The sequence below is a fragment of the Mycobacterium sp. SMC-8 genome, from assembly GCF_025263565.1.
GTDB lineage: Bacteria > Actinomycetota > Actinomycetes > Mycobacteriales > Mycobacteriaceae > Mycobacterium.
The window spans coordinates 4,416,128-4,428,875 of record NZ_CP079865.1 but is presented as its reverse complement, the minus strand read 5'-3'; the positions used below and the strand labels follow the sequence as shown (position 1 = coordinate 4,428,875).

Here is a 12,748-nt window from a genome sequence, read left to right as displayed (position 1 = left end):
CCGCCGCGAATACCCCGGGGCCACGAGTTGAAACGGCGCGCCGCCGGCGGGCTTACCCCCCGAGGCAGCCCGGGCCCAACAGTTCCTTGAGGTCGCCCATCAGAGCCGAGGACGGTGTGACCCGCAGCGACTGGTCCAGTTCCAGCGTGGTGATGCGCTCCCCGCTGATCAGCCGCAAGTGAACCTGCGCGGTGCCGGGATGCCGCGCCAGCACCTGCTTGAGCGCCGACACCTTGTCGACGGTGCACTGGCGCGTCGGCAGACTCACCGCGACCGGACGGTTGACCTGCGCGCTGGAGAAGTCCGGCACCACAAGCTCATTGGCGATCAGCGAGATGCGGTCGTCGCGGATCGCGACCTTGGCCCCGACGAGCACCACCACGTCGTCGGCGATCTCGGCGCCGAACATCGAGTAGGTCTGCGGGAAGAACAGCACCTCGATCCCGCCGGTGAGATCTTCCAACTGCGCCGACGCCCAGGGCAGGCCGTTCTTGTTGACCCGGCGGTTCACCGAGGCGAGGATGCCGCCGACCCGGACCTGGGTGTCGTTGGCGACGTCGCCGTCGAGGATGGCCGGGATCTGGGTGTCGACCTGCGCGGCCAGCAGATGTGCGATCCCGTTGAGCGGGTGGCCGGACACGTACAGGCCGAGCATCTCCCGCTCGAGGGCGAGCTTGTGCTTGTCCTCCCACTCCTCGTCGGGCACCTTGATGGTGAACACCGCGTCGGAGCCGGTGCCGCCGTCGCCGCCGCCGAACAGGTCGAACTGACCCATGGCCTCGGCTTTCTTGGTGCCGAGCACCGAGTCCACCGCGTCGGTGTGCACCAGGAACAGACCTTTGCGCGGATGGCCCAGCGAATCGAACGCGCCGGCCTTGATCAGCGATTCCGTCACCTTCTTGTTGCAGGCGGCGATGTCGATCTTGTTCAGGTAGTCCGAGAAGTCGGTGTACTTACCCTTCTCGTCGCGCGTGTGGACAAGGGACGCAACGACGTTCGCGCCGACGTTGCGAACCGCGCCGAGGCCGAAACGGATGTCGTCGCCGACGGAGGCGAAGTTCTGCACCGACTCGTTGACGTCCGGCGGCAGCACGGTGATGCCCAGCCGGCGGCAGTCCGCGAGGTAGACCGCGGCCTTGTCCTTATCGTCGCCGACGGAGGTGAGCAGGCCCGCCATGTACTCGGCCGGGTAGTTGGCCTTCAGATAGGCCGTCCAGTAGGACACCAGGCCGTACCCCGCGGCGTGCGACTTGTTGAACGCGTAGCCGGCGAACGGAAGGATGGTGTCCCACAGCGCCTTGACTGCGCCCTCGCTGAAACCGTTGGCGGTCATGCCCTCACGGAATCCCTTGTACTCGGCTTCGAGCACTTCGAGTTTCTTCTTACCCATCGCTTTTCGCAGCGCGTCGGCCTTACCCATGGTGTAGGAGGCGACCTTCTGGGCGATGAACATGATCTGCTCTTGGTAGACGATCAGGCCGTAGGTCTCGGCCAGGATCTCTTTGAGCGGTTCCTCGAGTTCGGGATGGATCGGCTTGATGGGCTGGCGGCCGTTCTTGCGGTCGGCGTAATCGTTGTGGGCGTTCATGCCCATCGGGCCGGGGCGGTACAGCGCCAGCACCGCGACGATGTCGTTGAACTCGGTGGGCTGCATGCGGCGCAGCAGGTCGCGCATCGGTCCGCCGTCGAGCTGGAAGACCCCGAGCGTGTCGCCGCGGCCGAGCAGTTCGTAGGCCTTCGGGTCGTCGAGGGCCAGCGACTCCAGGTCGACATCGGTACCGCGGTTGGCCTTGATGTTCTCGATGCAGTCACCGATGATCGTCAGGTTTCGCAGCCCGAGGAAGTCCATCTTGAGCAGGCCGATGGCCTCGCAGGACGGGTAGTCCCAGCCGGTGATGACCGCGCCGTCCTGCGGGCGGCGCCACAGCGGGATCGCGTCGATGAGCGGTTCGGAGCTCATGATCACCGCGCAGGCGTGCACGCCCGCGTTGCGGACCAGCCCCTCCAGCCCGCGCGCGGTCTCGTAGATGGTCCGCACGTCCGGGTCGGTGTCGATCAGGCTGCGGACCTCGGCGGCTTCCTTGTACCGCTCGTGGGTCGGGTCGGTGATACCCGACAGCGGGATGTCCTTGGCCATGATCGGCGGTGGCAGCGCCTTGGTGATCCGGTCGGCGATCGCGAAGCCCGGCTGGCCGTAGTTGACGCGCGCTGAATCCTTCAGTGCAGCTTTGGTTTTGATGGTGCCGAAGGTGATGACCTGGGCGACGCGGTCACTGCCCCACTTGTTCGCCGCGTAGCGCAGCATCTCACCGCGCCGCCGGTCGTCGAAGTCGATGTCGATGTCGGGGGCAGACGGGCGTTCCGGGTTCAGGAAGCGCTCGAACAGCAGCCCGTGCGGGATCGGGTCGATGTTGGTGATGCCCAGCGCGTAGGCCACCAGGGACCCGGCCGCCGAACCGCGGCCCGGTCCGACCCGGATGTCGACCGAGCGCGCATAGTTGATCAGGTCGGCGACGATCAGGAAGTACGACGGGAAGCCCTTGTCGCAGATGACCTTGATCTCGTACTCGGCGCGGTCGATGTACTCCTGGCCCACCGCCTCCGGGAAGCGCCGTTCCAGGCCGGCCATCACCTCGTGGTGCAGCCAGGACGCCTGATCGTGCCCCTCGGGCACCGGGAAGATCGGCATCCGGTCGCGCGGCGTCCACACGTCGGCGTAGGACTGCACCCTCTCGGCGATCAGCAGTGTCGAGTCGCACGCGCCGGGCACCTGGTCGTCCCACAGCGCCCGCATCTCCGCCGCGGACTTGAGGAAGTAGCCGTCGCCGTCGAACTTGAACCGCGTCGGGTCCGACAGCGTCTTGCCGGTCTGCACGCACAGCAGGGCTTCGTGGTTGCGCGACGCTTCGCGGGTGACGTAGTGGCAGTCGTTGGTGGCCAGCGGCGGGATGCCGAGCTTCTGCCCGATCTCCAGCAGGCCGTCGCGAACCCGCCGTTCAATCTCCAGACCGTGATCCATCAGCTCGAGGAAGAAGTTCTCCGGGCCGAAGATCTCCCGCCACTTGGCGGCCGCCTCCAGCGCCTCCTGCCGGTGCCCCAGCCGCAGCCGGGTCTGGACCTCGCCGGACGGGCAGCCGGTGGTGGCGATGATGCCCTCGGCGTGCTCGGCGATGATCTCGGCGTCCATGCGCGACCACTTGCCCAGCTGCCCCTCGAACGAGGCCAACGACGACAGTTTGAACAGGTTGCGCAGCCCGGTGGCGTTCTCGGCGACCATCGTCATGTGCGTGTACGAGCCGCTGCCCGACACGTCGTCGCTCTTCTGGCTGGGGTCACCCCACAGCACCCGCTTGGTGTCGAACCTCGACGCCGGGGCGATGTAGGCCTCCACACCGATGATCGGCTTGATGCCGGCGTCGGTGGCGGCGTTGTAGAACTCGCTGGCGCCGAACATGTTTCCGTGGTCGGTCATGCCGATCGCCGGCATTTCCAGCCGCTGGGCCTCGGCGAGCATCGGCTTGACCTTCGCGGCGCCGTCGAGCATCGAGTACTCGGTGTGGTTGTGCAGATGCACGAATGAGCCGCTCATAGGCAAGCCAGTCTAGGACCGCCCGCCGACAGCGCCCGGCGTGTCGGGCTGCGTGTCTCGCGTTCTTCCGATCACGCGTCGACGGCTGCCGCCCTCTGCGGATTCAGCAATCCGCAGCCAAGCACGAGAAACAATTGCCTGGCAATCTGATCGGCGTCCTGTGCGCCGTAGGCGTCTGCGACGAACCCCGCATGGAAGGCCAGCCCCCAGAACAGCGCGCCGAGCATGTCGGCGACCGCATGCGCGTCGGTGTCGGGGGGCAGCTCGCCGCGGCGCACCGCGTCGACGACCACAGCGTCGTAGAACGCGTGCGAGGCCGTGACGACAGCGGTCGCGGCGTCGTGGCGGTGCGTGCCGCGGTGATGGTCGATCCTGGCGGTGATCACCATCTTGACCAGTGCCGGCTGGGCGGCGCCCAGTCGCTGCATTCCCGCGGTGAACGCCGCCAGCTGCGGGAGGAGCGAGACCTCCCGCATCGCGTCGGCGGCGCAGCGCTCCAGCTGCTCGCGTGCGTCGGCCAGCAGCACCTCGTAGAGCTCTTCGCGGGTGGAGAAGTAGTAGTGCAGCGTCGGCCTGCTGACCCCGGCCCGTGCCGCGATCTGCTGGAACGTCGCAGCGTGGTAGCCCCGGTCGGCGATCAGGTCGCGGGCTGCGCGCACGATCGAGCGGCGGGTCTGCTCGGAATCGGCACCCACTGGGCGGCCGCGCTTGCGAACCGCAGGCGCCGCCGGGGTGTCGTCCTCCACGGGCAAACGCTATGACATAGCTGAGAGACGGTCAACGGCAAAATGTGCAAAGTTCACACCGGGGCGGGCTGAGACGACCGCCGCTCGGCGCGGGTACGGCGAACCGCGTCGGCGGTGAACACCACCAGCGCCAACCAGATCAGGGCGAAACCCACCCACCGCATCGGCGGCATCGGCTCGCCCCCGACCAGCACTCCCCATGACAGCTGCATCGCCGGCGTCACATAGAACAGCAGCCCCAGCGTCACCATCGCCAGACGCTGTGCCGCCGCCGCGAACAGCAGCAACGGCAGCGCGGTCAGCACTCCGGACAGGATCAACAGTGCGACGTGGCCGGCGCCGTGGCCGGTGAGCGTGCCGTTCTCGCCGCTCTGCAACACCACCAGGTACGCAACGGCGAACGGTGTCGCGATCGCGGCCTCCAGGCCGACGCTCACCCGCGGATCGGTGCGCACCGACTTCTTGACCGCGCCGTACAGCGCGAACGACAGCGCCAGACCGAGGCCCACCAGCGGCGGTTGCCCCACCTGCACCGTCAGGATCACCACCGCGACCACCGCGACCGCCAGCGCGGCGACCTGCCAGCGGTTGAGCTTCTCGCGAAAGATCACCATCCCGAGCGCGATGGCCACCAGCGGGTTGATGAAATAGCCGAGGGCCGCGTCCACGACATGCCCGTTGTTCACCGCGTACACGTAGATCAGCCAGTTCGCCGAGATCAGCCCGGCCGCCGCGATCAGCAGAAGCCAGGTGCGGCGGTCGATCTGTTTCAGGTCGCCGAGCCGTCGCACCACCGCGACGACGACGACCATCAGCGCGAAGCTCCAGATGATGCGGTGCGCGAGGATCTCCACTGCTCCGGCCGGTTTGAGCAGCGGGAAGAACGCCGGGAACAGACCCCACATCATGTAGGCCCCCGCGCCGAAGAGCAGACCCGACCTCACCGGTGTTGACCGCGTAGCACGTCGAGCGCGTGCTGCAGGTCGGCCGGATAGGGACTGGCGATCTCGACCCGTCTGCCGTCGGCCGGATGCGCGAACGCCAGCGACCGGGCGTGTAGCCACTGACGTTCCAGCCCAAGCCTTTTCGCCAGCGTCGGGTCGGCGCCGTAGGTCACGTCGCCGCAGCAGGGGTGATGCAGCGCGGCGAAGTGCACCCGGATCTGATGGGTGCGCCCGGTCTCCAGCTCGATGTCGAGCAGACTGGCCGCCTGGTGGGCTTCCAGTGTGTCGTAATGGGTGACGCTGTGCCGGCCGTCCTCGACGACCGCGAACTTCCAGTCGTGGCCCCGGTGCCGGCCGATCGGCGCGTCGATGGTGCCGCTGGACGGATCCGGGTGGCCCTGCACCAGCGCGTGGTAACGCTTCTCGACGGTGCGCTGCTTGAATGCGCGCTTGAGCACGGTGTACGCCCGCTCGGACAGCGCCACCACCATGACGCCGGAGGTGCCGACATCCAGACGGTGCACGATGCCCTGCCGCTCGTGAATGCCCGAGGTGCTGATCCGGAAGCCGGCGGCGGCGAGCCCGCCGAGCACGGTGGGGCCGTGCCAGCCGACGGTGGCATGCGCGGCGACCCCCGGCGGTTTGTCGACCGCGACGATGTCGTCGTCGGCGTACAGGATCTCCATGCCTTCGATATCGACCGGGGTGTTCTCCACCGGCGCGGGCGCCTCGGGCAGGGTGACCTCGAGCCAGGCACCCGCGGTCAGCTTGTCGGACTTGGCGGCCCGCGCTCCGTCGAGTTCGACGCCGCCCTCCTCGGCGATCGCGGCGGCCGCCGTCCGGGACAACCCGAGCAGGCGCGCCAGCCCGGCGTCCACCCGCATGCCCGCCAGCCCCTCGGGAACCGGCATCGATCGCGTCGTCATCCGTTCTCGTCGCCGCCCTCCGGCGGGCGCGGCCCCACGGTGCCGTCGCCGCCGTCCGGCCGGCGCCGTCCGATGGTGTCGAAATCGAAGCCGAACAGCGACAACACCACCAGCAGGATCGCGCCGCCGACCACCGACGGGTCGGCGACGTTGAACACCGGCCACCACCCGATGGACAGGAAGTCCACGACGTGGCCGCGCAGCGGTCCGGGCGAGCGGAAGAAGCGGTCGACCAGGTTGCCCATCGCGCCGCCGAGGATCAGACCCAGCCCGAGCGCCCACCACGGCGACACCAGCCGCCGGCCCATCCAGATGATGCCGATGACGACCCCGGTGGCCACCAGGGTCAGCACCCAGGTGTAGCCGGTCGCCATCGAGAAGGCCGCCCCCGAGTTGCGCACCAGCGTCCACGTCACCGTGTCGCCGATGATCGACACCGGCTGACCCGGCGTCAACAGCTTGACCGCGAGCACCTTGGTGACGATGTCCAGGACGAGCACCACCCCGGCGACGGTGAAGAGCAGGCGCAGCCGGCGCGGCGCAGGCGTCGCCGCCGACTCCTCGCCGGTCGTGGGTTCGACCGGGCCCGACGATTCGTCTGTCACGCGTCCATCATCGCAAAGCGGTGATGGGCGAGAATCCCACCCATGGGTCGCCTGGTTGTCATCGCCACCGGAGGCACGATCTCGACGAGCGCCGACGCCGAGGGGGTGAAGCGCCCGACCCGGTCCGGCGCAGACTTGACCGCCGGCTTGGACGTCGAGGTCGTCGATGCGCTGACGGTGGACAGCTCGCAACTCACCCCGCCCGACTGGGACAGGATCGGCGCCGCGGTCGACGAGGCGGCCCGCGCCGGCGCGACCGGCATCGTCATCACCCACGGCACCGACACGATGGAAGAGACCGCGCTCTGGCTCGAGCTCACCTACGACGGCGCCGCACCCGTGGTGCTGACCGGCGCGCAGCGCAGCGCCGACGCGGCGGACGCCGACGGTCCGGCCAACCTGCGTGACGCGTTGACCGTCGCGGCCCGACCCGAGTCCCGCGGACGCGGTGTGGTCGTGAGCTTCGCCGGTGAGGTGTTCGGCGCCCTCGGCCTGAGCAAGGTCGCGACCACGGACCTGCAGAGCTTCACCGGGCATCGCGTCGACGGCGGAAAGACCCGCCCTTATCTCGGCGCCTTGCGCGCCGCGGACGCTCCGCGCGTCGACATCGTCGCCGCGTACCCGGGCGCGGACGCCGTCGCACTCGATGCGTGCGTGGCCGCCGGCGCCCGGGGCGTCGTGCTGCAGGGGCTCGGCGCGGGCAACGCCGGCGCGGCCCTGATCGAGGGCGTCCGCCGGCACTGCCGCAGCGGGCTCGCCGTCGCGGTGTCCACCCGTGTCCCGGGCGGCGCGGTTAGCCCCGGTTACGGGCCCGGGCGCGCTCTGGTGGACGCGGGCGCGTTCGTGGCGCCCCGGCTGCGGCCGCCGCAGGCCCGGGTGCTGCTGATGGCGTCGCTGGCCGCGGCGGCCGACCCCGCACCGGTCTTCGCCCGCTGGGGTTGAGCGCTACGGGCTGTCCCGGCGGGCGAGCTGTTCGACGTACTCCGGCCAGTCCAGGCTGTCCACCGGGTTCGCGCGCGTGATGTCGGGGTCGTCGGCGCGAAACGTGCGCGCCGGTCCCGGTCCGCTGCTTCGGGTCTCGAACCGCACCGTCATCACCCCGTGACCGGCGCCCTGCAGCCACCCGTGCCCGAGGTCGCGGTGCGCGACGTCGTCGCCGACACGCCACGCCGGCGCGGCCGGGGCAAGATCCGCGGCCGGTTGCGGTGCGCCGTCCCCGGCGACCTCTTCGGTGGCCATCAGCTCCAGGTCGGGGAACAACGACTCCTGCTGCACCTCCGAGAGACCCGAAAAGCCGACGCCGATAAGACGAATGGGCCCGATCTCCACCGGGTCGAGCAACAGCCGCCGCGCTGTTGCGATCAGGGTGCCCGCGTGGGTGGTGGCGTAGGGCAACGTAGCCGACCTTGTCAGGATGCTCATGTCGGATTTCTTGAGCTTGACGGTGACGGTGCGCGCCCCACGTCCGTCCTTGAGCAGCCGCCGGTGCGCGTGCTCGCCGATCGGCCCCGCGGCGTCGGCGAGCTGCGACATCGTGGTGAGGTCCTCGGGGAAGGTCGACTCCGCACTGATCTGTTTGGCCGGGGCGTTCTCGGCGACCGGCCGGTCGTCGACACCGCGCGCCAGCCGGTGCAGCGCGGGTCCCACGGTGGGGCCGAGGATGTTGCCCACCTCGGCGTCGGTGAGGGCGGCGAACTCGCCGACGGTCTCGATACCCAGCCGGTGCAGCTTCTCCTCGGCCACCGGCCCGATGCCCCAGAGCCGACGCACCGGCAGCCTGTCGAGCAGCGCCCGCTCCTCGTCGCGGGGCACCACCGTGATGCCGTTCGGTTTGGCCAGTCCCGACGCGATCTTGGCCAGCTGCTTGCCCGACCCGGCGCCCACAGAGGCGACCAGCCCGGTGGCCTCGGCCACCTCGGCTCGCAGTTCCTCGCAGAACGCGGCGACCTCGGCCGGCGCGGCGCCCACCAGCTCGGCCGGCTCGCCGAACGCCTCGTCGAACGACAGCTGTTCGAGCACAGGCACTTTGGCCCGCACGGTCTCGAACACCCGGCGGCTGGCCAGTCCGTAGACCACTCCGCGGGGTGGCAGCACGACGGCGGCGGCGCCGACCAGCCGGCGGGCCTGGTGCATCGGCATGGCCGAGCGGGCACCGAAAACCCGAGACTCGTAGCTGGCACCCGCGACCACCCCGCGCCCGCCCAGCCCGCCGACGAGCACAGGTCTGCCCCGTAGCGTGGGCCGGGTCAGCTGTTCCACGGAAGCGAAGAAGGCATCCATGTCCAGGTGCAGGACCCATCGGGCGGCCACATCCGCCGATGCTAGGCGGTGCCGGATACCGTGGCGGTATGGCACACCCGAGTAGTGAGCCGGCCGACGTCGCGATCCGGGACGCATCGATCCGGCTCGGTCAGTTCCTGAAGCTGTCAGGGCTGATCGATTCGGGCGCCGACGCCAAGTCGGTGATCGCCGACGGCCTGGTCACCGTCAACGGCGACACCGAGCAGCGCCGCGGCAGGCAGCTGCATCCGGGTGACGTGGTGGCGTTCTCCGGTCGCAGCGCCCGCGTCAGCGCGGGGTGACCCTCGCCGGCCCACCGCCGCGCGGGCCGTCACGCTCTGCTGATCGCCACCCGCACGCCGTCGCCGATCTCGGTCGCGTCGGCGGGATCGCCGAACTCGAAACTGGTCGCCAGGATCTCACCCGCGATGAGATCGCGGTGGGTCCGGGCCCACTGCTCGTTCTCGGCCGGCACCGAGATCACCACCGAAATGCGGTCGGAGACGTCAAGTCCGGTGGACTTGCGCAGCTCCTGCAGCTCGCGGATCCGGTCCTTGGCCCAGCCCTCGGCTTCCAGCTCCGGGGTGATGGTGCCGTCGAGCACCACCAGCCCGGCTCCGTCGGCCAGCGCGGCGGTGAACTCGGGATCCGCGGCGACCAGCCTCGAGCTGTACTCCTCGGGCTGCAACACAGCCGGGCCCGCGGTGAGCGTGCCATCGTCGTTGACGACCGCCTCCCCCGCCTTGACCGCCTTGATCGCCGCTTGCACGTCCTTGCCCAGGCGCGGTCCGGCGACCCGGGCGTTGACGGTCAGCTCGAAGCGGCCGTGGCCGGCGATGTCATCGGTGAGTTCGACGGACTTCACGTTGAGCTCATCGGCGATGAGATCCCGGTAGGGTTCCAACCTCTTCGGATCCTGCACGGCCACAGTCAGTTTCAGCAGCGGCAGACGCACGCGGAGTTTCTTCGCCTTACGCAGCGACGACCCCGCGGAGGCGACCTCGCGCACCAGGTCCATGTCGGCGACCAGTTGCGGATCGGCGGGCACCGCGCCGGCTTCCGGCCAGTCGGTCAGGTGCACCGACCGTTCCCCGGTCAGGCCGCGCCAGATCACCTCGGTGATCAGCGGAAGCAGCGGCGCGGCCAACCGGCTCGTCACCTCGAGCACGGTGTGCAGCGTGTCGATGGCGTCGCGGTCCTCTTCCCAGAACCGCGAACGCGACCGTCGCACATACCAGTTCGTCAGCGCCTCGGTGAACTGCCGCAGCTGGTCACACGCCTGCGAGATGTCGCACACGTCAAGGGAGGCGGTCAGATCGTCGCGCAGCACCGCGAGCTTGGCCAGGATGTAGCGGTCCAGCACGTGCGTCGAGTCCGTGCGCCAGGTGCCCTTCTCCGGCGCGTAGAGCGCCAGGAACGAATATGCGTTCCACAGCGGGAGCAGTACCTGGCGGACACCGTCGCGGATGCCCTGTTCGGTGACGATAAGGTTGCCGCCCCGCAGGATCGGCGAGGCCATCAGGAACCAGCGCATGGCGTCGGAACCGTCGCGGTCGAACACCTCGGACACGTCCGGGTAGTTGCGCAGCGACTTGCTCATCTTCTGGCCGTCGTTGCCGAGCACGATGCCGTGCGACACGCTCGTGCGGAACGCCGGGCGGTCGAACAGCGCGGTGGCCAGGACGTGCAGCGTGTAGAACCAGCCGCGGGTCTGGCCGATGTACTCGACGATGAAGTCGCCGGGGAAATGCCCGACAACCCGCTTGTCAGGGTCGGCGGAATCGACTCCGTCGAACCAGTCCTGGTTCTCGAACGGGTAGTGCACCTGCCCGAAAGGCATCGACCCGGAGTCGAACCACACATCGAGCACATCCTCGATGCGCCTCATCGTCGACTTCCCGGTCGGATCGTCGGGGTTGGGCCGGGTCAGCTCGTCGATGAAGGGCCGGTGCAGGTTGTCCGGCCGGACCCCGAAATCACGCTCGAGCTCGTCGAGGCTGCCGTAGACATCGATTCGCGGATAGGCCGGATCGTCGGACTTCCACACCGGAATCGGCGTGCCCCAGTAGCGGTTCCGTGAGATCGACCAGTCGCGCGCGCCGGCCAGCCACTTGCCGAACTGCCCGTCCTTGACGTGTTCGGGATACCAGGTGATCTGCTGATTGAGCTCGACCATGCGCTCCCGGAACTGCGTCACCTTGATGAACCACGACGACACCGCGCGGTAGATCAGCGGGTTCCGGCAGCGCCAGCAGTGCGGGTAGGAGTGTTCGTAGGTGTCGTGGCGCAGCAGCACCGCACCGTTGACCGCCGCCGCCCCGGTGCCGTTCTTCAGGTCGCGGATGATCTGCGGGTTCGCGTCGAACACGTGTTGACCGGCGTAGTCGGGCACACTCGCGTCGAAGCGCCCCTTGGCGTCCACCGGCGTGACGGCCTCGATGCCGCCGGCCTGCGCTGTCGCCATGTCGTCTTCGCCGTATGCCGGCGACATGTGCACCAGACCGGTGCCGTCTTCGGTACTGACGAACTCTGCAGGCAGTACTCGAAAAGCGTTCGGCGAGTCCATGAAATACGGGAAGGGCGGCGCGTAGTGCACGTCGAGAAGCTCGCGGCCGTGGTACGTGGCGACGACGGTCGGCTCCTCGCCGAGTTCGCGTGCGTAGGCGCCGAGCCGTGCCTCGGCGAGTACGAATCGCTTGCCGTCGGACTCGACGACGACATAGGTGACGTCGGGATTGACCGCGACCGCCTGGTTGGACGGCAGCGTCCACGGCGTCGTCGTCCAGATCAGAAGGTAGGCGCCCGCGAGATCGCCCGACGTGATCCGGAACCCCACCGTGAGGGCCGGGTCCTGCCGATTCTGGTAGACGTCGTCGTCCATGCGCAGTTCGTGGCTGGACAGCGGCGTCTCGTCGTTCCAGCAGTACGGGAGCACCCGGTTGCCCTCGTAGGCCAGACCCTTGTCCCACAACTGCTTGAAGGCCCAGATCACCGATTCCATGAAACCGATGTCGAGGGTCTTGTAGTCGTTGTCGAAATCGACCCAGCGGGCCTGCCGGGTGACATAGGCCCGCCACTCGTCGGTGTACTTCAGCACCGACTCACGGCAGGCCTCGTTGAACTTCTCGATGCCCATCTCTTCGATCTGGGCCTTGTCGGTGATGCCGAGCTGGCGCTGTACCTCCAGCTCGGCGGGCAGACCGTGGGTATCCCACCCGAACCGGCGCTCCACCTTGTATCCGCGCATCGTCTGGTAGCGCGGCACGATGTCCTTGACGTAGCCGGTCAGCAGATGCCCGTAGTGCGGCAGCCCGTTGGCGAAGGGCGGGCCGTCGTAGAAGACGTACTCTGGGGCGCCGTCGCGGCGCGCGATGCTGGCCCGGAACGTGTCGTCGCTGTCCCAGTAGCTCAGCACCTCGGCTTCCAGCTCCGGAAACTTCGGGGCGCCGGCGGCGGGCTTCGGATATGCGGTCACGGACGTCGTGCTCCTCGTGCCATGTCGACTTCAGGCACGGGGACGAACGTCGCGCCGGTGCGCGAGCGCCGCGGTACCACCCCGCTTGCGCACCACCAAGGTGCGCCACTCAAGTCAGGGCGATGACGGGCCCCACCCGTTCGGTTCTACTGGGCGTGAGCACTGCGGCTCCCGCTGTTCTTC

At 68.9% G+C, this 12,748-nt stretch carries 9 protein-coding genes; 2 read left to right on the top strand and 7 right to left on the bottom strand.

The window, feature by feature from the left end; all coding sequences use genetic code 11:
- Window positions 1-52 precede the first annotated feature (52 nt).
- The 5 genes from dnaE to lspA form a co-directional block, all read right to left on the bottom strand.
- Window positions 53-3,589 carry a DNA polymerase III subunit alpha gene (dnaE, locus tag KXD97_RS21465; protein ID WP_260752242.1) on the bottom strand — a complete coding sequence of 1,179 codons (3,537 nt, stop codon included), beginning with the start codon at window positions 3,587-3,589 and terminating at the stop codon, window positions 53-55.
- Window positions 3,590-3,660: 71 nt separating this feature from the next.
- Window positions 3,661-4,335, bottom strand: coding sequence for a TetR/AcrR family transcriptional regulator (locus KXD97_RS21460; protein ID WP_260752241.1), 675 nt, complete (start codon window positions 4,333-4,335; stop codon window positions 3,661-3,663).
- Between the two features lie 53 nt (window positions 4,336-4,388).
- A complete protein-coding gene (gene rarD, locus KXD97_RS21455) occupies window positions 4,389-5,279 on the bottom strand; it encodes an EamA family transporter RarD (RefSeq protein WP_260752240.1) in 891 nt (296 codons plus the stop codon).
- The gene (locus KXD97_RS21450) at window positions 5,276-6,205 is read right to left on the bottom strand and encodes an RluA family pseudouridine synthase (protein WP_260752239.1); all 930 of its coding nucleotides are present in this window, start codon (window positions 6,203-6,205) and stop codon (window positions 5,276-5,278) included. Before KXD97_RS21450 ends, rarD begins: the two co-directional genes overlap by 4 nt.
- On the bottom strand, window positions 6,202-6,810 hold the full coding sequence (lspA, locus tag KXD97_RS21445) for a signal peptidase II (protein WP_260752238.1): 609 nt from the start codon (window positions 6,808-6,810) through the stop codon (window positions 6,202-6,204). Before lspA ends, KXD97_RS21450 begins: the two co-directional genes overlap by 4 nt.
- Window positions 6,811-6,852: 42 nt before the next feature.
- Between lspA and KXD97_RS21440 the strand changes: the two genes are divergently transcribed.
- Complete coding sequence (locus KXD97_RS21440) at window positions 6,853-7,752, top strand: asparaginase (protein ID WP_260752237.1); 900 nt, start codon at window positions 6,853-6,855, stop codon at window positions 7,750-7,752.
- A gap of 3 nt (window positions 7,753-7,755) precedes the next feature.
- Here KXD97_RS21440 and KXD97_RS21435 read toward each other — a convergent pair whose 3' ends face one another.
- A complete protein-coding gene (locus KXD97_RS21435) occupies window positions 7,756-9,120 on the bottom strand; it encodes a DNA polymerase IV (protein ID WP_260752236.1) in 1,365 nt (454 codons plus the stop codon).
- A gap of 38 nt (window positions 9,121-9,158) precedes the next feature.
- Here KXD97_RS21435 and KXD97_RS21430 point away from each other — a divergent pair, with 38 nt between their 5' ends.
- Window positions 9,159-9,392: an RNA-binding S4 domain-containing protein gene (locus tag KXD97_RS21430; RefSeq protein WP_260752235.1), complete on the top strand. Its 234-nt coding sequence runs from the start codon at window positions 9,159-9,161 to the stop codon at window positions 9,390-9,392.
- A gap of 29 nt (window positions 9,393-9,421) precedes the next feature.
- Here KXD97_RS21430 and ileS read toward each other — a convergent pair whose 3' ends face one another.
- Window positions 9,422-12,565 carry an isoleucine--tRNA ligase gene (gene ileS, locus KXD97_RS21425; protein WP_260752234.1) on the bottom strand — a complete coding sequence of 1,048 codons (3,144 nt, stop codon included), beginning with the start codon at window positions 12,563-12,565 and terminating at the stop codon, window positions 9,422-9,424.
- Window positions 12,566-12,748: the final 183 nt, after the last annotated feature.